Origin of the sequence: Agreia sp. VKM Ac-1783 (assembly GCF_900177765.1) — a bacterium.
GTDB lineage: Bacteria > Actinomycetota > Actinomycetes > Actinomycetales > Microbacteriaceae > Agreia.
In genome coordinates, this window is record NZ_FXWI01000002.1 from 711,269 (window position 1) to 731,554 (window position 20,286).

18 protein-coding genes and 1 riboswitch are annotated in these 20,286 nt (G+C 65.6%); of the genes, 6 read left to right on the top strand and 12 right to left on the bottom strand.

Features of this window, described 5'->3' with window-relative positions:
- Nucleotides 1-187 precede the first annotated feature (187 nt).
- The 5 genes from typA to CCK87_RS08435 all read right to left on the bottom strand — a co-directional run bounded on the left by typA (nt 188) and on the right by CCK87_RS08435 (nt 7,607).
- Nucleotides 188-2,116 (bottom strand): translational GTPase TypA, encoded by a 1,929-nt coding sequence (gene typA, locus CCK87_RS08415; protein WP_086460942.1) that lies wholly within the window; start codon nt 2,114-2,116, stop codon nt 188-190.
- Nucleotides 2,117-2,202: 86 nt separating this feature from the next.
- Complete coding sequence (locus CCK87_RS08420; protein WP_086460943.1) at nt 2,203-3,963, bottom strand: ABC transporter ATP-binding protein; 1,761 nt, start codon at nt 3,961-3,963, stop codon at nt 2,203-2,205.
- A complete protein-coding gene (locus CCK87_RS08425; protein WP_086460944.1) occupies nt 3,960-4,943 on the bottom strand; it encodes an ABC transporter permease in 984 nt (327 codons plus the stop codon). The genes CCK87_RS08420 and CCK87_RS08425 overlap by 4 nt, the downstream gene beginning before the upstream one ends.
- Complete coding sequence (locus CCK87_RS08430; protein WP_086460945.1) at nt 4,906-5,835, bottom strand: ABC transporter permease; 930 nt, start codon at nt 5,833-5,835, stop codon at nt 4,906-4,908. Before CCK87_RS08430 ends, CCK87_RS08425 begins: the two co-directional genes overlap by 38 nt.
- Before the next feature lie 152 nt (nt 5,836-5,987).
- Nucleotides 5,988-7,607, bottom strand: coding sequence for an ABC transporter substrate-binding protein (locus CCK87_RS08435; protein ID WP_212638201.1), 1,620 nt, complete (start codon nt 7,605-7,607; stop codon nt 5,988-5,990).
- Nucleotides 7,608-7,838: 231 nt separating this feature from the next.
- Here CCK87_RS08435 and CCK87_RS08440 point away from each other — a divergent pair, with 231 nt between their 5' ends.
- Entirely contained in the window at nt 7,839-8,627 is a 789-nt protein-coding gene (locus tag CCK87_RS08440) for a CPBP family intramembrane glutamic endopeptidase (protein ID WP_086460947.1), read from the top strand.
- Here the strand turns inward: CCK87_RS08440 and CCK87_RS08445 are convergent.
- The 4 genes from CCK87_RS08445 to gcvT all read right to left on the bottom strand — a co-directional run bounded on the left by CCK87_RS08445 (nt 8,624) and on the right by gcvT (nt 13,915).
- Complete coding sequence (locus CCK87_RS08445) at nt 8,624-9,406, bottom strand: pentapeptide repeat-containing protein (RefSeq protein WP_086461246.1); 783 nt, start codon at nt 9,404-9,406, stop codon at nt 8,624-8,626. The genes CCK87_RS08440 and CCK87_RS08445 overlap by 4 nt on opposite strands.
- A gap of 91 nt (nt 9,407-9,497) precedes the next feature.
- Nucleotides 9,498-12,383 carry an aminomethyl-transferring glycine dehydrogenase gene (gene gcvP / locus CCK87_RS08450; protein WP_086460948.1) on the bottom strand — a complete coding sequence of 962 codons (2,886 nt, stop codon included), beginning with the start codon at nt 12,381-12,383 and terminating at the stop codon, nt 9,498-9,500.
- 7 nt (nt 12,384-12,390) lie between these two features.
- The gene (gene gcvH / locus CCK87_RS08455; RefSeq protein ID WP_086460949.1) at nt 12,391-12,762 is read right to left on the bottom strand and encodes a glycine cleavage system protein GcvH; all 372 of its coding nucleotides are present in this window, start codon (nt 12,760-12,762) and stop codon (nt 12,391-12,393) included.
- 4 nt (nt 12,763-12,766) lie between these two features.
- Nucleotides 12,767-13,915 (bottom strand): glycine cleavage system aminomethyltransferase GcvT, encoded by a 1,149-nt coding sequence (gene gcvT / locus CCK87_RS08460; RefSeq protein WP_249273791.1) that lies wholly within the window; start codon nt 13,913-13,915, stop codon nt 12,767-12,769.
- Between the two features lie 208 nt (nt 13,916-14,123).
- Nucleotides 14,124-14,219, bottom strand: a riboswitch (glycine riboswitch).
- Between the two features lie 114 nt (nt 14,220-14,333).
- Here gcvT and CCK87_RS08465 point away from each other — a divergent pair.
- From CCK87_RS08465 to CCK87_RS08480, 4 genes are all read left to right on the top strand, one after another.
- Nucleotides 14,334-14,681 carry a LysR family transcriptional regulator gene (locus tag CCK87_RS08465; RefSeq protein ID WP_086461247.1) on the top strand — a complete coding sequence of 116 codons (348 nt, stop codon included), beginning with the start codon at nt 14,334-14,336 and terminating at the stop codon, nt 14,679-14,681.
- A gap of 102 nt (nt 14,682-14,783) precedes the next feature.
- Entirely contained in the window at nt 14,784-15,827 is a 1,044-nt protein-coding gene (locus CCK87_RS08470) for an ABC transporter substrate-binding protein (RefSeq protein ID WP_086460951.1), read from the top strand.
- A gap of 41 nt (nt 15,828-15,868) precedes the next feature.
- Nucleotides 15,869-16,909 carry an iron chelate uptake ABC transporter family permease subunit gene (locus CCK87_RS08475; protein ID WP_212638202.1) on the top strand — a complete coding sequence of 347 codons (1,041 nt, stop codon included), beginning with the start codon at nt 15,869-15,871 and terminating at the stop codon, nt 16,907-16,909.
- Nucleotides 16,906-17,673, top strand: a complete 768-nt coding sequence (locus CCK87_RS08480; protein ID WP_086460952.1) for an ABC transporter ATP-binding protein — start codon at nt 16,906-16,908, stop codon at nt 17,671-17,673. Before CCK87_RS08475 ends, CCK87_RS08480 begins: the two co-directional genes overlap by 4 nt.
- A 10-nt stretch (nt 17,674-17,683) precedes the next feature.
- Here the strand turns inward: CCK87_RS08480 and CCK87_RS08485 are convergent, their stop codons facing one another.
- The 3 genes from CCK87_RS08485 to CCK87_RS08490 are packed head-to-tail and all read right to left on the bottom strand — an operon-like array spanning nt 17,684 to nt 19,768.
- On the bottom strand, nt 17,684-18,427 hold the full coding sequence (locus tag CCK87_RS08485; protein WP_170927199.1) for a copper resistance CopC family protein: 744 nt from the start codon (nt 18,425-18,427) through the stop codon (nt 17,684-17,686).
- Between the two features lie 35 nt (nt 18,428-18,462).
- Entirely contained in the window at nt 18,463-19,212 is a 750-nt protein-coding gene (locus CCK87_RS18235) for a hypothetical protein (RefSeq protein ID WP_170927200.1), read from the bottom strand.
- Nucleotides 19,213-19,258: 46 nt separating this feature from the next.
- Nucleotides 19,259-19,768 (bottom strand): cupin domain-containing protein, encoded by a 510-nt coding sequence (locus tag CCK87_RS08490; RefSeq protein ID WP_086460954.1) that lies wholly within the window; start codon nt 19,766-19,768, stop codon nt 19,259-19,261.
- Nucleotides 19,769-19,847: 79 nt separating this feature from the next.
- On the opposite strand from CCK87_RS08490, the gene CCK87_RS08495 reads away from it, so the two are divergent.
- A complete protein-coding gene (locus CCK87_RS08495) occupies nt 19,848-20,267 on the top strand; it encodes a hypothetical protein (protein WP_086460955.1) in 420 nt (139 codons plus the stop codon).
- The last annotated feature ends 19 nt before the right edge of the window (nt 20,268-20,286 follow it).

Below are 20,286 nucleotides of genomic sequence, written 5' to 3' on the forward strand. Positions count from 1 at the left end.
GGGTTTTCCAGCAGTTGTGCTGGTATCTCCGACACTACGGATGACGTCGACGGCGGTCGTGGGTGGCAACTACTCAGCTTCACCCTCGCCATCCCCTAGGCGATGCGAGCGCGTCTGTGGTGGCCCGCCACAACGACGAAAGCAGGGCAGCGGATCGACTCCGCTGCCCTGCTTCGAGAGGGTGTGACTAGTTCTTGCCCTGGTTGGCGCGCTTCAGGTTCGCCGTGGCACGAGCGCGCGCGTTCGAGTCGAGCTCGACCTTGCGAATACGCACGAACTCGGGGGTGACCTCGACGCACTCGTCTTCACGGGCGAATTCGAGGCTCTCTTCCAGCGTCAGCTTGCGCGACGGCGTCATGCGCTCGAACGTGTCAGACGTCGACTGGCGCATGTTGGTGAGCTGCTTCTCTTTCGTGATGTTCACGTCCATGTCGTCGGCGCGCGAGTTCTCACCGATGACCATGCCCTCGTAGACCTCCTGCGTCGGCTCCACGAAGAAGCTCATGCGCTCCTGCAGGTTGACGATAGAGAACGGGGTGACGACGCCGGCGCGGTCGGCCACGATGGAGCCGTTGTTGCGCGTGACGATCGGGCCGGTCCAGGGACCGTAGCCGTGCGAGATGGCGTTGGCGATTCCCGTGCCACGGGTGGTGGTGAGGAACTCGGTGCGGAAGCCGATGAGACCACGCGACGGCACGATGAACTCCATGCGCACCCAGCCGGTGCCGTGGTTCGACATGCCGTCCATGACGCCCTTGCGCGCGGCGAGAAGCTGCGTGATGGCGCCGAGGTACTCCTCAGGAGCGTCGATGGTCAGGTGCTCCATCGGCTCCCACGTCTTGCCGTCGACCTGCTTGGTGACGACCTGGGGCTTGCCGACGGTGAGCTCGTAGCCTTCGCGTCGCATCTGCTCGACGAGGATGGCGAGGGCGAGTTCTCCACGGCCCTGTACCTCCCACGAGTCGGGGCGTCCGATGTCGACGACCTTCAGCGAGACGTTACCGACGAGCTCGCGGTCGAGGCGGTCCTTCACCATGCGGGCGGTGAGCTTGTGGCCCTTCACCTTGCCGACGAGCGGCGAGGTGTTCGTGCCAATGGTCATCGAGATGGCGGGGTCGTCGACCGTGATGGTCGGCAGCGGGCGAACGTCTTCGGGGTCTGCGAGGGTCTCACCGATGGTGATCTCCTCGATACCGGCGACGGCGACGATGTCACCGGGGCCTGCGCTGTCGACGGGGTAACGCGTCAGTGCCTTCGTCATCAGCAGCTCGGTGAGCTTGACGTTCTGCACGGTGCCGTCGTGACGCACCCACGCGACCTGCTGGCCCTTCTTGATGTTTCCGTTGAAGATGCGCAGCAGAGCGAGGCGGCCGAGGAACGGCGAGGCGTCGAGGTTGGTGACGTGCGCCTGCAGCGGGTGCTCGTCGTCGTACTTCGGCGCGGGAACGTGCGTGAGGATCGCCTCGAACAGCGGCTCGAGGTCGTCGTTGTCGGGCAGCTCGCCGTTGGCGGGCTTGTTCGTCGATGCGGCTCCGTTACGGCCGGATGCGTAGACCACCGGCACGTCGAGGATGGCGTCGAGGTCGAGATCGGGAACATCGTCGGCCATGTCGCTGGCGAGGCCCAAGAGCAGGTCCTGGCTCTCGGCGACGACCTCGTCGATGCGCGCATCCGGGCGGTCGGTCTTGTTCACGAGCAGAATGACCGGCAGCTTGGCCTCGAGGGCCTTGCGAAGCACGAAGCGGGTCTGCGGAAGCGGACCCTCACTGGCGTCGACGAGCAAGACGACGCCATCGACCATGGAGAGGCCGCGCTCGACCTCCCCGCCGAAGTCGGCGTGGCCCGGGGTGTCGATGACATTGATGACGATCGGACCGCCCGCACCGTGCTCTGCCGCGTGAATACCGTTGTACGTGACAGCGGTGTTCTTCGCGAGGATCGTGATGCCCTTCTCGCGCTCGAGGTCGTTCGAGTCCATCATGCGGTCGTCGCCCTCGAAGTGCGCGTCGAACGAGTTGGTCTGCTTGAGCATGGCATCGACGAGAGTCGTCTTGCCGTGGTCGACGTGAGCGACGATTGCGACGTTGCGCAGGTCGGCGCGGGTGGCTTCAGCCATGAAAAAAGTCCTTGAGGATCGGGATGAACCCGAATCTCGACGGGCTCTTATTAGCGTGGGATATCGGGCGACAACGCCCTGAACGGCTAGACGCCCAGGGGTATGTTGGCCCCGGGAATGGCATCAAGCAACTCTTTAGTATATTCCTCGCGCGGGTTTCCGAACACCTCGTCCGTTGTAGCGGCCTCCACGATGCGCCCCGACTTCATCACACTGACGTTGTCGGCGATGACTCGCACCACGGCCAGGTCGTGGGTGATGAAGAGGTAGGTGAGGTCGAGTTCTGACTGGAGATCGGTGAGCAGCTGCAAGATCTGCGCCTGCACGAGCACGTCGAGAGCCGAGACGGCCTCGTCGAGCACGACGATCTCGGGCTTGAGAGCCAGGGCGCGCGCGATGGCGACACGCTGGCGCTGTCCGCCCGACAGCTCGTTCGGGTACCGCGTGACGAGCGACTTCGGCAGGGCGACCTGGTCGAGCAGCTCGTTGACCCTCGCGCGTCGCGACTTGGAGTCGCCCACCTTGAACACGCTGAGAGGCTCTGCGATCGTGTTGCCGATGTTGCGCAGCGGATCGAGGGAACCGTAGGGGTCCTGGAATACCGGCTGCATCTTGCGGCGAAGAGCGAGCAGGCTCTTGCCCTTCAGAGGCGCCGTGTCGGTTCCGTCGATGCGGATCTCGCCGCTCGTGGCGTCCTCGAGACGCAGAAGCAGCTTGGCGACGGTGGACTTGCCCGAACCGGACTCCCCCACCAGCGCCATCGTCGTGCCGCGCTGGATCTCGAAGCTGACACCGTCGACGGCCTTCAGGGTCGAGGCCGCGCCCTTACCGCCGCGAATCTTGTAGACCTTGGTCAGATCCTTGACAGCAATGGCGGCAGAGACATCCGTCGCCGCGGCATGACCCTCGACTCGCGACTCCGCCGCAGCGATCAGGTCGACACCCTCAGTGACGCGAGTCGCCTCGTACCCGAGACCGTCGAGGGGCTTCGAGGCCGACTCGATGCGACGAGAGGCCAGGCTCGGTGCCGCGGCGACGAGACGCTGGGTGTACGGGTGGATCGGGTTCTGCAGGATCTCCCGCGATGGGCCGGACTCGACGACCTTGCCCTTGTACATCACGACGAGCTGTTCGGCGCGCTCGGCTGCGAGGCCCAGGTCGTGGGTGATGAAGACGAGGGCCGTGCCCGAGTCGCGGGTGAGCTTCTCGAGGTGGTCGAGGATACGACGCTGCACAGTGACGTCGAGCGCTGAAGTCGGTTCGTCGGCGATCAGCAGCTTCGGATTGGAGCTGAGTCCCATTCCGATGAGGACTCGCTGACGCATGCCGCCCGAGAACTGGTGCGGGAACTGCTTGAGCCGCTTGTCGGCATCCGACAGGCCGGCCTCGGTAAGCACCTGGATCGCACGCTTCTTGACGTCTTGCTTGCCCGTCGCGATGCCATTTGCACGGATCGCCTCTTCAACCTGGAAGCCGACGCTCCACACGGGGTTCAGGTTCGACATGGGGTCCTGCGGGACAAAGCCGATCTTGCGCCCGCGGATCTCCTCCATCTGCTTCTCGTCGAGTGCAGCGATATTTCGCCCCTCGAAGAGGATCTCTCCCCCGGTGATTCGACCGGAACCCGGCAAGAGGTTGATGATGGCGTGAGCCGTCGTGGATTTGCCGGAACCCGACTCCCCCACGATGGCCAGCGTCTCGCCGGGCATGAGCGTGATGCTCACACCGTCGACGGCGGTCACCATGCCGCGCTGCGTCTGGAAACCGACCTGGAGATTCTTGATGTCGAGCAGTGGCGTGACAGTGCTGCCGTCGATGGGGGCTGCGGATGCGTCGGTGGCGGTCATCGGAGCGCCCTCGCTTTCGGGTCGAGTGCGTCTCTCACGACTTCACCCAGGAGGATGAAGCTGAAGACCGTAATGGAGAGGGCGAGCGACGGCCAGATTAGGGTCTGCGGGTGAACCCGGATGTCGCGCTGCGCCTGGTTGATGTCGTTGCCCCAGGACATGATGCTTCCACCGAGTCCCACACCGAGGAACGACAACGTGGCCTCGGCGACGATGGCCCCGGCGAGCGAGATCGTGGTGATCGCGATGACGGGGGCGATGGAGTTCGGCAGCACGTGCTGGAAGAGGATCTTCATGCGGGAGACACCGAGAGCCTCGGAGGCTGTGATGTAGTCGGCCTGCTTGACCCTCAGGATCTCGGCACGAAGCACCCGAGCCGTCGAGGGCCAGGCGAACAAACCGATCGCGAGGGAGATAGTCCAGATGCTGCGGTACTGCGACAGCACGCTCATGATGACGACCGCGGCGAGGATATAGGGAATCGAGAAGAAGATGTCGCCGAGACGGGAGAGCGTCGCGTCGACCCATCCGCCGAAGAAGCCTCCGAACGCGCCGAACGCAACACCGAGGACAGTCGTGAGCAGGATGACGATCAAGCCGACCGAGATGGAGGTCGACGTGCCGTAGATGATGCGCGCATAGACATCGCACCCCTGCTTCGTGAAACCGAGGAGGTGACCCGCCGACGGATCGCCGTTGCTGTTCGACAGCGAACACGCCTCGGTGAGCGGGTTGATGGGCGAGAAGAGCGAGGGAAGGAGCGCTACCGCGATGATCAGCAGGATCAACACACCGGAGATCCAGAAGATCGGCCGACGGCGGGCGTCCCTCCAGGCGTCGATCCAGAGGTTGGATGGCTTCTCATCGACCTTGACGGCGTCGATGGCGACCAGGGGCGTTTCCTCGAGAGGGGCAACGAAGTGCCTCGTCGAGCGTGATGTGTTATTTGACAAGACGGATCCTTGGATCGAGCAGGCCATACAAGAGGTCTACGACAAGATTGACGACGAGGTAGAGCAGCACCATCACGGTGACGAACGACACGACGGTCGGGCCCTCACCTCGGATGATGGCCTGGTAGAGGGTGTTTCCGACGCCGGGGACGTTGAAGATTCCCTCGGTCACCGTCGCACCGACCAGAAGCACACCGAAGTCTGTGGCGAGGAATGTGACGACGGGGATGAGCGAGTTGCGCAGGATGTGCACCGGCACGATGCGCCGCCGGCTCAGACCCTTGCTGTAGGCCGTGCGCACGAAGTCGAGTCCACTCGTCTCGATCACCGATGACCGAGTGAGGCGCACGATCTGCGCAAAGCTGACACTGGCGAGCACGAGGGCAGGCATTACGAGATCTTGGAGCGGAGCGCCGGAGCCGACCGTTGTTCTCGCCCAGCCCAGCTGCACGCCGAAGACGTACTGCGCCACGTAGGCGATCACGAAGATCGGGAGCGAGATCAGGATGAGGCTGACGACCAGAGCGCTCGAGTCGAAGAGCTTTCCCTTGCGCAGACCCGAGTACAGTCCCACGACGATTCCGGCGATGGACTGGAACAGAAGTGCGAGGACCGCGAGCCGGATCGTGACAGGGAACGTGCGAGCCAGGATCTGCGTGACCGGCTCACCAGAGAACGAGATGCCGAAGTCGCCGCGGAAGATGCCGCCGATGTAGATGAAGTACTGCACGATGAACGGCTGGTCGAGGTGGTACTGCTGGCGCAGCTGCTCGATGACCGCCGGGTTGGGCGTCTTGTCGCCGAAGAGGGCGACGATGGGGTCGCCCGGCATGGCGAACACCATGAAGTAGATGAGGAAGGTCGTCCCGAAGAAGACGGGGATCGCCTGAAGAACGCGTCTGAAAATATATCCGGCCATGGTCTGGTCACATCACCGGTTCGGGCTTATTGCACATTCGAGTGGAAACACCTATCTCTTACTTGGCCGCACACGCTGGGAATACCTTACAGAGCGCATGTGTGGGGCGGCAGCGAGAGTCGCTGCCGCCCCACAGACGATGATGCTATGAGTTAGCCCTTGGTAATTTCGGAGTACAGCGGAACGGAGTTCCAACCGAAGGTCACGTTGGACACCTCGGTGCCGTAGCCACCGGTGACGTTCGAGTACCACAGCGGGATCGCCGGCAGGTCCTTCAGCAGGATCTCCTGAGCGTCCTGGAAGTCCTTGTTCGCCGTGTCGACGTCGGTCTCCGAGGAGCCCTTCTCCAGCAGTGCGTCGAAGTCGGGGTTCGAGTAGTCACCATCGTTCGAGCCAGCGTTGGTCGCATAGATCGGTCCGAGGAAGTTGAACAAACCCGGGTAGTCGGCCTGCCATCCGGTGCGGAACGCCGTCTGGATGCTGCGGTCGGTGATAGCCGTGCGCACCTGGGCGAACGTCGGAGACGGAGCGCCCGATGCGTCGATGCCGAGCGTGTTCTTCAGGCTGTTCGCGACTGCGTCGACCCAACCCTGGTGGCCACCGTCGGAGTTGTACGCGATCTGGAAGGTACCGCTCCACGGCGAGATCTTGTCGGCCTCGGCCCACAGCTTCTTGGCCTCGTCGGGGTTGTACTTGAGAACGTCTGCGCCCTTGAGCTTGTCAGTCCATCCGTCGATGACGGGCGACGTGAAGTCGCTGGCCGGCGTGCGGGTTCCCTCGAAGATCACCTTGGTGATCTCTTCGCGGTTGATGGCCATGGAGATGGCCTGCTTGCGCAGGGTTCCCTCTTCGCCACCGAAGTGAGCGAGTCGCGACGGGATCGTGAACGACTGGAACACGGCCGCCGGCTGGTTCACCGCGCGGTCACCGAGGTCGGACTGGAACGTCTGGTATGCGCTGTCGGGCACCGCGTCGAGAACGTCGAGGTTGCCACCCTGCAGGTCAGAGTATGCGGCGTCCTGGGTCGCGTAGAAGACGATGGTCACGCCGCCGTTCTTGGGAACGCGTCCGCCCTTGTAGTCGGGGTTCACGACGAGGTCGATCTTCTCGTTGTGCTTCCAGGCACCCGCACCGGCGAGCATGTAGGGACCGTTGCCGATCGGGTTCTCACCGAATGCGGCCATGTCGGCGAACGCCGACTTGGGCAGCGGGAAGAACGCCGAGTAGCCGAGCCGCAGCGGGAAGTCGGACTTCGGGCTCGTCAGCGCGACGGTGAAGGTCGTGTCGTCGACGACCTTGAGGCCGGTCAGGGGGCTGTCAGCGTCGTAGCTGAAACCCTCGATGTCCTCGAAGAAGTAGCTGGAGAGCTGCGCGTTGGAGAGCAGGGCGCCGTACTGCCATGCGTCGACGAACGATGCAGCGTCGACCGGGTCGCCGTTGGTGAACTTGAGGCCCGGCTTGATCTTGATCGTGTAGTTCTGAGCGTCTGTGGTCTCGATGGAGTCAGCCACGTCGTTGACGGGAGCACCCTTGGCGTCGTAGTAGACCAGACCGGCGAAGATCTCATCGAGGATCTTGCCACCGCCGACCTCGTTGGTGTTCGTGGGGATCAGCGGGTTCTGCGGCTCGGAGCCGTTCGCCGTGATGATGGCCGAGCTATTGCCCGCGGCGCTGGTGCTGGGAGTGTCTCCACCCGCCGAGCAACCGGCCAGCATGAGGGCGCTGGCCGCTGCCAGGGCGACTGCCCCGATGCCAATGCGTCTGATTTTCAATGTTCCTCCTGAGGACTTTCTTGGGCTACCGGATGCCCCGTTAGACGTTCTGGGAGGCATCCGAAAGGTGATCAGTCGCGTGGCTGACTACCCAGTACCCTAAAAGGGGGCTGGGTTCCTGCCAAATCCATCAGGAAAAAGTTACACACTAGAAACGTGAAATCGGCATTCCTTGTGCCGCACGCACAATTTTCTCTCCATCTGGGCCAGCCCACGCAAGAAAGAGCACGTGTGTCTCCATCGATCCCCCCTCTGTGGCGCACCACGCGACGACGACGGCTGACCTGGGAGATCGCGATCGTTCTCGGGCTGTCTCTCGGAGCATCCGCCGTCTACTCGATCGTGAGCATCGCGGCCAAACTCACGGACGACACCCCGCTGGCGAGCCAGTCCACCGCTTTGAACTCGGCTCTGAGCACCCGCGAATGGCTCGACTTCACGTACCAGTCGCTCGCCATCCTGTTCGACCTGGCACCCGTCGCACTCGTTTTCTACCTGCTGGCGATCTCCGGTCCCAACCCGTTTCGGCGCATCGGCTTCGACCTACGCACGCCCGCGCGGGACTCGGCACGCGGGCTCCTGCTCGTTCTCGTCATCGGAGTTCCCGGCATCGCGCTCTACTTCATCGGACGAGCGGCGGGCATCACGGTCAACGTCGTGCCTGCGCCCATCGACGCATACTGGTGGACGGTTCCCGTGCTGATCGCCTCCGCCCTGAGAGCAGCCCTCACCGAGGAATTGATCGTGGTGGGCTACCTGTTCACCCGCCTCAAGCAGCTCGGATGGGGCCGATGGCAGATCATTCTGTCGGCGGCGGTGCTGCGCGGCAGCTACCACCTCTATCAGGGCATCGGGCCGTTCTTCGGCAATGTCGTGATGGGAGTCGTCTTCGGCTGGTGCTACACCCGTTGGGGTCGAACAATGCCGCTCGTCATCGCCCATTGGATCATCGACATCGCGTCGTTCGTCGGCTACGCCTGGGCGCTCTCGACCTTTCCGGAACTGTTCCGGCTGAGTTAGGCGCGGGGCGCCGTCGACTCGTCGTCGTCTGACTCGCCGCCGGCGTCATCTCCGGTCTCGACTGCCGGCCTCCGTCGCGAGATGACCATCGCCGCGACTCCCAGGGCGAGAACCACGACGGCTCCCCCACCGACGGCGGCAATGAGGCCCCAGTCGGTCGGCTGCCTCATCGAAGCGCCGGTTCCCGTGGCCCCCGTCGTGCCCGGCTCGTCGGTGAAGAGCGGCGTGGGCGCCTCGGTCTGCTCGGGATGCGGTGTCACCTGGATCTTGACGACGGCGATCGCGGTGCCGTTCGACGACGAGAACTTGCAGACCATGCCCGAATCACCGACAGGGAAGACCGTGCCCGAGACGACCGGCACGTCGACGATCAAGCAGTCTCCCGCCGTGAGACCGGCTGGCACCACCGGAGCGAAGGTGATCGGAGCACCATTCGCGTCTGCGGCCTCGACGGTGATCGTTCCGGGCAGGATGCCGGAATCGGTGAAGTCGGCACCCTCGACCTGGGCGTCGGTGAAATCGGCACCCTCGATGTTCGCACCCGTGAAGTTGGCAGCCTGCAGCTTGGACCCCGACAGGTCGGCGCCGGCCAGGTTCGCGCCCATGAAGGCGGCCTGGCCCATGCTCGTTCCGCCGAAGTCGACCCCGGCGCACTGACTGCCTCCCGCAGGCGCGCCGTCGGTGACCTGCTGCACAACGCAGCCGCCCTCGTCATAGAAGACTTCGGCGTTCGCGACCGCCGCTGGCGCGACGACCAGGGCGAGAGAGCCCAGCGTCATCGCTGCCATCATCGACATTCGGCCGCGTTGTATCGCAATTCGTCTCGCCATGCTGAGAGGCTACCGCACGTGTCGAAACCGCCGGCGCCTGCTACTCGAACGCCTCCGGTGGCGGGCACGAGCACACGAGATTGCGGTCGCCCCAGGCCTGATCGATGCGTCGCACGGGCGGCCAGTACTTGGAACGGATCAGCGACCGCACCGGATAAACCGCGGTCTCGCGGTCGTAGGGATGCGTCCACTCGCCCTCGACGACGGACTGCGCGGTGTGCGGAGCATTGCGCAGCGGGTTGTCGTCGGCCGGCCAGACGCCCTCGGCGACCTGCATAGCCTCGCCCTTGATCGCGATCATCGCATCGATGAAACGGTCGATCTCGGGAAGGTCTTCGCTCTCGGTCGGCTCGACCATCAGCGTTCCGGCCACAGGGAAGCTCATGGTGGGCGCGTGGAATCCGTAATCGATGAGGCGCTTGGCCACGTCGTCGACGGAGACCCCGGTCGACGCGGTGAGTGGACGGATGTCGATGATGCACTCGTGCGCCACCAGTCCGTTGTCGCCGGCGTACAAGACCGGGAAGTGCTCCGAGAGCCGGGCCGCGACGTAGTTGGCCGAGAGAACGGCCGCACCGGTCGCATCCGCGAGCCCCTGCGAGCCCATCATGCGCACGTACGACCAGCTGATCGGCAGGATGCTCGGGCTGCCGTACGGTGCGGCCGAGATCGGCCCGCCGGCGTGCACGACGGTTCCACCGTCGGCCAGCGGATGAGACGGGTTCTGCGCCTGCGCATGGCCGGGCAGGAAGGGGGCCAGGTGGGCCTTGGCCGCGACCGGACCGACGCCGGGTCCGCCGCCGCCGTGCGGGATGCAGAAGGTCTTGTGCAGGTTGAGGTGCGACACGTCGCCGCCGAAGTCGCCGAAGCGTGCGAAGCCGAGCAGTGCGTTGAGGTTCGCACCGTCGACGTAGACCTGTCCCCCGGCGGCGTGCACCAGACGGCAGATCTCTGCGACCTCGTGCTCGTAGACGCCGTGGGTCGACGGGTAGGTGATCATGAGGGCCGCGAGCGACTCGGCATGCAGCTCGATCTTTGCCCGCAGATCGTCGACGTCGACATTGCCATTCTCGTCGCAGGCGACGACGACGACCTTCATGCCCGCCAGCACGGCCGAAGCGGCGTTGGTGCCGTGAGCGCTCGAGGGAATGAGACAGACGGTGCGCTCGAACGATCCGTTCGCGTGGTGGTAGCCACGGATCGCGAGCAGACCCGCGAGCTCTCCCTGGCTTCCCGCATTGGGCTGGAGCGACACGGAGTCGTAGCCCGTGACCTCGGCCAGCCACGTCTCGAGCTGCGCGATGAGCGTGAGGTAGCCCTCGACATCCGCGCGTGGCGCGAACGGGTGCAGGGCACCGAACTCGGGCCAGGTGACGGCCTCCATCTCGGTGGCCGCGTTGAGCTTCATCGTGCAGGAGCCGAGCGGGATCATGCCTCGGTCGAGCGCGTAGTCGTAATCTGCGAGTCGCTTGAGGTAGCGCATCATGCTCGTCTCCGAGCGGTGCGTGTTGAACACCTCGTGCGTGAGGTAGTCGCTGGTGCGCAGGATGTGCTCGGGCAGGCTCTCGGCGAGCTGCTCGGCATCGCTCGCGGGCGACACTCCGAAGAGGCCGAGCACCGTGTCGATGTCGGCCGACGTCGTGGTCTCGTCGACGGAGACGCCGATCGTGTCGTCATCGGCGACGTTCAGCAGGTATCCGCCGGCGTGCGCCTGAGCGGCGATGTCGGTGGCACGACCGGGCACCCGCACCTGGATCGTGTCGAAGAAGTCCTCGTGCACGAGTTCTGCACCGGCGGCCTCGAGCGCACTGGCGAGCCGGCGGGCAGTGTCGTTCACGTCGAGGGCAATACGCTGCAGCCCTTCGGGGCCGTGGTACACCGCGTACATGCCGGCCATCACGGCGAGAAGAACCTGGGCGGTGCAGATGTTCGACGTGGCCTTCTCACGGCGGATGTGCTGCTCGCGCGCCTGCAGACTGAGCCGGTAGGCGGGGTGACCCGCGGCATCCTGACTCACGCCCACAAGACGACCCGGAAGCTGACGCTCGAGCCCCTTTCGCACGGCCATGTAGCCGGCGTGCGGTCCGCCGAAGCCCATCGGAACGCCGAAACGCTGGCTCGTTCCGACGGCGACGTCGGCCCCGAGCTCTCCGGGTGAGGTGATGAGAGTGAGGGCGAGCAGATCGGCGGCGACGACAGCGAGACCGCCGGATGCGTGCACGGCGCCGATCACGTCGCGCGGGTCCCACACGCGGCCGGATGCGCCGGGGTACTGAATGAAGGCGCCGAAACCGGTGGCGAGGGGGTGGTCGTGCGACGCCGGGTGATCGACGCGGTCGAGGGTGAGCTCGACGATCTCGATACCCACGGCGTCGGCGCGCGAACGCAGCAGCGCCTTCGTCTGGGGCAGAGCATCCGAGTCGACGAGGAACACGTTCGAGGTCGACTTCGATGCGCGGCGCGCGAGCAGCATGCCCTCGACGACGGCCGTGGCCTCGTCGAGCATGGATGCGTTGGCCGTCGACAACCCGGTGAGGTCGGCCACCATCGTCTGGAAGTTGATGAGAGCCTCGAGGCGACCCTGGGAGATCTCCGGCTGGTACGGGGTGTAAGCCGTGTACCAGCTGGGGTTCTCGAGCACGTTGCGGCGGATCACCGCGGGCGTGATGGTGTCGTAGTAGCCGAGCCCGATCATCGAGCGGTTCACTGTGTTGTGCGACGCCAGCTTGCGAAGCTCGGCGATGGTCTCGCGCTCGGTCGCGGCTGCGGGGATCGCCTCGGCGCGGTGGGTCTCGCTCAGCTGGATCGAGCCGGGAATCGCGGCGCGCACGAGGGCGTCGACCGAGTCGTAGCCGAGGCGGGCGAGCATGACGGCCTGCGCGCTGTCATCGATGCCGATGTGACGCGCGGTGAAAGGAAGCGACATCGGTGAGTTACTCCCCCAGCAATGCGGTGTACTCGTCGAACGACAGCAGTGGCGGCAGTTCGGTGAATTCGATCTTGATGAGCCAGCCCTCGCCCAGCGGGTCGCTGTTGACGAGCTCGGGGGTGTCTTCCACGGCAGAGTTCTTCTCGAGCACCGTGCCATCGACGGGAGCGAAGAGCTCACCCACCGACTTGGTCGACTCGATCTCGCCGACGATCGAGCCACTCGCCAACGACGTTCCCACGTCGGGCAGGTCGACGAAGACGACGTCACCCAGCTTCTCGGCCGCATACGCGGTGATGCCCACGGTGGCGGTGGTGCCCTCGACGAGCACCCATTCGTGCTCGCTCGTGTACTGCAGTTCGCTTTCGTTAGCCATGGGTTCAGTCTTTCTTCGCGCGGTAGAACGGGAGGGAGGTGACGCGGTAGCTCAGGCGCTTGCCGCGGATGTCTATGCTGACGACCGTCTCGGGCGCCGCGAAGGCGGCGTCGACGTAGGCCATCGCGATCGGGATGCCGAGGGTCGGCGACACGGCACCGCTGGTCACGACGCCGATGGCTTCGGTGGAGTCGTCGGAGGCGAAGATCTCGTAGTCCGCGCGCGCGGCCCGCTTGCCGTCGGCGACCAGGCCGACCAGCGTGCGCGCATCCGGAGCGGGACCGGCCTCGACGGCCTCGCGACCGACGAAGTCGCCCTTCGTGGCCGTGGCGACGACGCGGCCGAGACTCGCCTGCACGGGGAACGTGTCGGTTCCGAGCTCGTGGCCGTAGAGCGGCATGCCCGCTTCGAGACGCAGCGTGTCGCGGCTGGCGAGCCCGGCGGGAACGAGCCCGAGCGGGGTGCCTGCCTCGGTGAGGGCGTTCCAGAGCTCTTCGGCATGGTCGGGGCTGATGTAGAGCTCGAAGCCGTCTTCACCGGTATAGCCGGTGCGAGCGATCAGCACGGGCTGTGTGCGGAACGATCCCGACAGAGCCCTGTAGTACTTGAGTTCGCCGAGCTTCTCCCCCACATCGCGGCCGTCGGGGTGGCCGCCCTCGATGGCGAAGCCGTCTGTGGCGATGAGGATCTCGCGCGAGCGCGGTCCTTGCACGGCGACGAGGGCGAGTTCGTCGCTCTCATCGAAGACCTCGCACTCGAAGGGCGACGTGCGGTCGAGCAGCTCTGCCGCGACAACTTCTCTGTTCGACGCGTTGGCCACGACCATAAAGCGATCCTCGCCCGTGCGGTACACGACCAGATCGTCGATGATTCCGCCCGACCGGTCGAGCAGCAGGCTGTACTTCGCCTGCCCCACCGTCGTCGCCGACAGCTTGCCCGCGAGCGCGTAGTCGAGAGCGTCTGCCGCCTCGGGCCCGACGACGAAGATCTCGCCCATGTGAGAGAGGTCGAAGATGCCCGCGGCAGTGCGCACAGCGTGATGCTCGGCGAGATCGCTCGAATAGCGCACGGGCATCTGCCAGCCGGCGAAGTCGGTGAAGCTTGCTCCGGCAGCCACGTGGATGCGGTTGAGCGGGGAATGTCTATCGGTCACGAGTTCTCCAAGGCGCAGTGGGCATTGCGGACCCGGGCGCGAACCCGAGCAGTCAAGAACTCCCCCTCTGTCATCTGTGCCTGAGAGCTTCGACGCTGCCTGGCAGCGGCTTTCACCGTGGGCGGATTCGCTTGGATGTCAGATCTCGATACGGCCGCGGGCGGCCTACTCGATCCGATTTGCTCCGCAAATCGCTTTTCAGAGTGGCCTGTTCGATGCGGTACACGTACCTGAGAGATTGGTGGGGAGAATTGCTCCTTCGGTGCCTGCCGAGATGATCGGCGGGCTCTCCCGCATCGCGTGATGTCGGCCCGATATTCGTTTGTGCGGCCAGCCTAGCAACATCCGGCTCCCGCGTCGTGAGGCGCGAGCGCGTAATCTGGGGGTGACCGGGCGACGCCAGGTCAGAACGGATGTCGTGGATCATCGATTGAACAAGCTCTTCATCACGGCGGCGAAAGAGCTGCATTTCGCGAGAGCCGCCAAGGTCGAGGGCATTCCGCGCTCGAGCATGATCGCCGCCATCAAGCAGCTCGAGCAGAACCTGGGCTACCCGCTCTTCGACTACGACGCCGAGTCGACGGTTCTGACGCCCGAGGGTGTGGCTTTCGCCGAGAAGGCGGCGGCCGACCTCGCGAAGTCGACGGGGAACTCCACCATCACCGCTCCCCAGGCAGGCGGTAAGGCGAAGGCGTCGAAAGGCAAGGGGCGCGCGCCTGTCGTGAAAGGTGCTCCACGGGTGGGGAAACGCCGACAGTCGCGCTGAGTTCCATGTGGCGAGTCAGGTAAGGCTATCCTTATTTTTCGGGCGTCGTTCTTCAATGCGGCCCCTGATCTGACTCCCCCCACCCGAACGAAGGAGCCCGACGTGCATCAGCGCGCCGCCATCAGCCTCGCCCTCGCGTCCCTTGTCGCCGTCGGCCTCTCCGGATGCGGCGCATCCGAGGTCGTCGATACCAGCCCGACGACCACGTCGGGACAGGGATCGACCCAGTATCCGTTGACTATCGACAACTGCGGCACCCAGACCGTCGTCGACGCACCCCCGCAGCGCGTCGTCTCTCTCGACCAGAACTCCACCGAGATCATGCTCTCGCTGGGACTCGCCGACCAGCTGGTCGGAACCGCTTCGTGGACCGACCCCGTGCTCGACTCTCTTGCGTCCGCCAACTCAGAGGTTCCGCGCCTGTCTGATAACGCGCCGAGCTACGAGGTCGTGCTGGACACCGATCCGGACTTCGTGACCGCCTCGTTCGGCCGCCACTTCGCGCAGGGAGGCGTGGCGAGCCGCGAGCGCTTCGCTGAGACCGGCATCGGCAGCTACCTGTCGCCCACCGACTGCGACAACGGCACCAGCATCAACGGCGGCGGCACGCGAACCCACGCGCTCACGATCGATGCACTGTATGAGGAGATCACTGAACTCGGGGCGATCTTCGACGTTCCCGACCGCGCCGCGACGCTCATCGAGGGGCTGAAGGCACGGGCCGCGGTGGCGACGCAGGGCATCGACTTCGCCGGCGCTACAGTCGCCTTCTGGTTCGCAGATACGAAGACTCCGTATATGGCGGGAGGACTCAGCGCGGCCGGTCTGCTCGCGACGACGGTCGACCTCGACAACGTGTTCGCCGGGTCGCCCGAGGACTGGCCCGCCACGACCTGGGAGTCCGTCGCCGACAGGGATCCGCATATTCTCGTGCTCGGCGACCTGCAGCGTGACCGTTTTCCCGGTGACCGGCTCGACGACAAGATCAGCTTCCTCGAGTCCGATCCGCTCACCCAGACCATCGATGCCGTGCGCAACAAGCGATACATCGTGCTTCACGGCGCCGAACTGAATCCGTCGATCCGCTTCGTCGACGGCCTCGAGAAGATTCAATCCTGGCTGCGCGAGCACAAGGACGAGCTCTGAGCGCCGCCCCGCCTCCGACACAGGTCGACACGACGCAGACCGTGAGGAGGCCGGTTCCGCGCGCGCGCTGGGCGGCGATCGCAGGGCTGCTCGTGCTGGCCGGACTGCTTCTTCTCCTGGTCTCGGTCGGTGTGGCGATCACGCTCGGACCGGCGGACATCCTGCTCGTCAACGTTCGCGACATCGTCACCAACCATCTCGGGCTCACGGACATCGCGGTGAAGGTGTCGAAGAATGCGATCGTGTGGGAGGAGCGTCTGCCCCGTGCGTTCGTCGCTGCCGCGTGCGGCGCCGGTCTCGGACTCTGCGGCGTGATCATGCAGTCGCTTCTGCGCAATCCACTCGCCGATCCGTTCATCCTCGGCGTCTCGTCGGGCGCGTCTACGGGCGCGGTCGTGATCGGCGTGCTGGGACTGGGCGGCGCGGCGATCGGCCTCTCGGGCGGCGCGTTCATCGGAGCACTGATCGCATTCGGCCTCGTTCTGCTGCTGGCACGACTGTCTGGCGGCGGCACCGATCGCGTCGTGCTCGCCGGCGTCGCAAGCACTCAGCTCTTCTCGGCCGTGACCTCTCTCATCATCTTCGCCTTCGCCGACTCGGACGAGACGCGCGGAGTGATGTTCTGGTTGCTCGGCTCGCTCGAGGGAATGCGCTGGGACAACGTCGCGCTCTGCGCGATCGTGGTCGTGATCGGTTCGTTCGTGTGCCTGCGCTACGCCCACGCCCTCGACGCGTTCGCGTTCGGTGACGATGTCGCCGCGTCCCTCGGTATCCACGTCACCCGCACCCGCGCCGTGCTGCTGGTCGCGACCGCCCTGATCACGGCCACACTCGTGAGCGTGGCCGGTGCGGTCGGCTTCGTAGGGCTCGTTCTGCCGCATGCCGCCCGCCTGCTCGTCGGCCCTCGGCACGCGCGCCTCGTTCCCGCTACCGCGATCATCGGCGCGATCTTCATGGTCTGGGTCGACGCCGGGTCGAGGGTCGCCTTCTCTCCGACCCCTCTGCCGGTCGGCGTCGGCACGGCTCTCGTCGGCGTTCCGGTGTTCGTCGCCTTGCTGGCCCGGCGAAGGAGGCGCACGTGACGCTACGCGCCGAACAGGTGACCTGGAGCCGCAACGGTGTTCTCGTGGTCGATGGAGCGAGCCTTCACCCGGAGCCAGGGCAGACTGTGGGCCTGCTCGGGCCGAACGGTTCGGGCAAGTCCTCTCTGCTGAGAGTGCTGCACGGGCTCGTCAGGCCGACCTCGGGATTCGTGACGCTCGACGGCGTCGACCTCGCCTCCGTGGGTCGGCGACACGTCGCACGGTCGGTCGCGTCCGTCACCCAGCACGCCGATACCGAGGTCGACATCACCGTGCGCGACATCGTGAGGCTCGGTCGCATCCCCCACCGCACCGCCCTCGGAGGAGGCGCCAGCACAGACGAAGACGCCGTAGATAGGGCGCTCGCACACGTCGGCCTGCTCGATCAGGCCGCGCGACTATGGCACACGCTGTCGGGCGGCGAGCGCCAGCGCGCGCAGATCGCCAGGGCCCTCGCCCAGGAGCCTCGCGAACTGCTTCTCGACGAACCGACCAACCACCTCGACATCCGCCACCAGCTCGAGCTGCTCGAACTCGTATGTGCTCTTCCGGTCACCACCGTCATCGCGATCCACGACCTGAACCTCGCTGCCATGTACTGCGATATCGTCGTCGTTCTGCAAGAGGGCCGCGTGGTCGCCGCGGGAGCACCCAGCGATGTGCTCACCGCAGAGCTCATCTCCGAGGTCTACGGAGTCGCCGCCACGATCGCGCGCGACGCGCAGCGTGGCCACCCTGTCATCACGTTCTCCAGACGGGAGTGACCGACTCCGACTACTGCTCGGAATCCGGGTGCCCGTCGCCCTTCGGCGCCTCGGGCTTCTCGAACGGGTCACGCCGGATGCGCCGCACGGTGAGCACGATGACCGTCACGATCAGGGCGAGGCCACCGATCGAGACGGCGATCGCGACGCCGATCCGGCTTCCGTCGGCATCGTCACTAGTGGATGCGGGATCGGCCGTCGCCGTGAGTGTGGGAGCCGGTTCCTCGGCCAACGTGGTCGCCGACGGTTCCGGCGTGACGGCTGGCGCGGGCGCGGAGTCCTCGCGAGGCGAGCCGGCCCACTGCGCACCACAAGCCGGCGCCGCCTCCATGCCGGGCAGCGAGTTGCCCGTGTCTACCGGCTGGTAGTCGAACGTGTAGCTGCCTGACGTGGGGTGCCCGTCGCTCGAGACGACCTGCCACGTGGCGGTGTACGTTCCCGGGTCGCCCAGAGCGACACCCGTGGATGCGACGGTGCCGTCGACGACGACGCACCCGTTCTCGTGGAACCCGCCCGACGCATCCGTCACCTGGATCGCGAACGCGCTCGTGTCGCCGCCCAGGGTGATGAGCTCGTCGCTGTAGGTCAGGGAGACCACGGTCGGATCGGCCGTGACGACCTCGCCGGCGGCCGGAGTCGACGACTCGAGTGCGTCATGCGCCGAGGCACTGGATGCGCCGAGCAGCACGAGCGCGGAGCCGAGGAGGGCAGTCGCGGCGAGCGCGGAGGGCAGGGCGAAAAGGCGTCGAGTCACGCGCCCCACGATAGCCGACGGCCCTGATCGGGGCCCTAGCCGGTGGCGACTACGCGCTCGACAGGAACGTCGTAGGGGCGGCGTCGATCGCGAATCGTCACGACTCCGATCGCCGTGACCCACACCAGCCACGGGAAGGTGGCGAAGAGCGCGGTTCCCGCTCCCCCGGCGGCGAAGAACGATGCGGGGTCGGTTCCTCCGAACATCGTCGGCACGGCGAGCAGATTCAGACCTGCCACCGCATAGGCGAGCCAGCCTGTCCACCGCGGCAGCGCCTCGGAGCCGAGGGTCACGTATGCGCTGGCGGCCGCGACCAGAGCCGTCAACACGCATCCGATCGACCCGAACAGAATGGTGTGCCCCACGGTGAGCGCGCGCAGAACGGAGTAGTCACCCGCCATGCCGGTGACGTCGAGAGCCGTCCCCGCCTCCATCGCATCGCCGACGAGGGTCACGGCCACGAACACGAGCCCCGCGCCGTAGGCGAGGTCGGCGACCCACTGCAGGGCGACCTCCGAGTGCGTGATGAGCTGACGAAAGCCGGCAAAGAAGACGATGAGGGCGGCCATCAGCATGGTGTCGATGAGAATCGTGAGCAGCGTGCCGTTGCTCGTTCGCGTCATGAAGTCGACGAGAGCCAACTCGTCGTCGAGGCTGGGGCGCGCACCCACGACGAAGACCTGCACCGAGAACTCGGTCACCGTGAGGAGCGCCACGGCGATGGCGGCGATTCCCGTCCACAGCCTCACATCCGGCATGAGCTTTCGGTGCGGATGCTGCGTCATCGTGGTGTCTCCCCCTGGGCTGTTCTCTCTATGTGGGCACCGCCTGCTAGGCGTCGCAGTGCGAGAGGTCGGTCTCGGCGAGAGGCTTGCCCTCCGGAATGATGTAGGTCACCCAGAGCACGACGTTCTCGTCGCCTTCGTTCCGTCCTTCGTGTCGATACCCCGCTCCTTCGATAATGCTGTCTCCGGTCGTGTAGACGTGCACGCCACTCGGATAGATGTCGGCATAGTGCGTCAACGTTCCCTCCGAGACCACGGCGACCAGCTGCCCGTAGTGGCAGTGCACTCCCGTGGATGCGCCCGGCGCCAGGGTGATCTCGCGAAAGGTGACCCCGACGCCGTCGTCACCGGATACGGAGACCTCGACCGGCGCATCCTGCTCGCCCGCCGCGAGATCGACGGCCTCGACGGGCGCGGGCGACTCGGTAGGCGAGGCGGTCGGCGACGCGGAGGGCGCGTCGGCCGCGGTTGAGCACGCCGACAGCGCGAGGATCGCTGCAAGGAGAAGGACGGTTGTGCGCGCACGATCGAGCGTGCGAGGTCGGGACGCTTTCATGGTCAGCCTTTCGGACAGCTCTGTCGAGTCGCGCTTAGTGCTACACAGCGTAGTGAACGTGGCTCGCTAACATGAGCGAATGATCACCGTCACCACATCGGTACGAGCACTCCGAGCGTTCCAAGCCGTCTGGTTGATCGGCTTTCTCGTGGGAACGACCACCCACACGGCGGATCTGATCTTCGGCGGGGTGGATGCCTACAGCGGCTTCCCTCTCGGCGTCCGGCTGTTCTGGGTGACGCTGACGATCCTGGATCCGCTCACGGTTGCGCTGATCATCTTTCGCCGGCGCTCCGGCATCGTGCTCGGCATCGTCGTGATGATCGCCGACATCACGGTGAACTGGACCGTCTTTGCCGTGATCGGCGGACTCTCGATCTTCGGTGTCCTCAGTCAGAGCCTGTTCGCGGTGCTCGTCCTCGTTACCGCTCGCCCCCTGTGGATGTGGTTCGGGCGTTCGTCGCAGCGAGATCGCGTCAGGCTCGACAGGACGGCCTAGCGATAAGAACGGTGCGCGG

Coding starts and splice junctions, on each gene's coding strand:
- CCK87_RS08490 (WP_086460954.1), bottom strand. CDS start 19,768: ATGAAAGCGTCCCGACCTCGCACGCTCGATCGTGCGCGCACAACCGTC.
- gcvP (WP_086460948.1), bottom strand. CDS start 12,383: ATGTCGCTTCCTTTCACCGCGCGTCACATCGGCATCGATGACAGCGCG.
- CCK87_RS08495 (WP_086460955.1), top strand. CDS start 19,848: ATGATCACCGTCACCACATCGGTACGAGCACTCCGAGCGTTCCAAGCC.
- CCK87_RS08420 (WP_086460943.1), bottom strand. CDS start 3,963: ATGACCGCCACCGACGCATCCGCAGCCCCCATCGACGGCAGCACTGTC.
- CCK87_RS08430 (WP_086460945.1), bottom strand. CDS start 5,835: ATGGCCGGATATATTTTCAGACGCGTTCTTCAGGCGATCCCCGTCTTC.
- typA (WP_086460942.1), bottom strand. CDS start 2,116: ATGGCTGAAGCCACCCGCGCCGACCTGCGCAACGTCGCAATCGTCGCT.
- CCK87_RS08445 (WP_086461246.1), bottom strand. CDS start 9,406: ATGACGCTGGGCTCTCTCGCCCTGGTCGTCGCGCCAGCGGCGGTCGCG.
- gcvH (WP_086460949.1), bottom strand. CDS start 12,762: ATGGCTAACGAAAGCGAACTGCAGTACACGAGCGAGCACGAATGGGTG.
- CCK87_RS18235 (WP_170927200.1), bottom strand. CDS start 19,212: ATGACGCAGCATCCGCACCGAAAGCTCATGCCGGATGTGAGGCTGTGG.
- CCK87_RS08425 (WP_086460944.1), bottom strand. CDS start 4,943: ATGGCCTGCTCGATCCAAGGATCCGTCTTGTCAAATAACACATCACGC.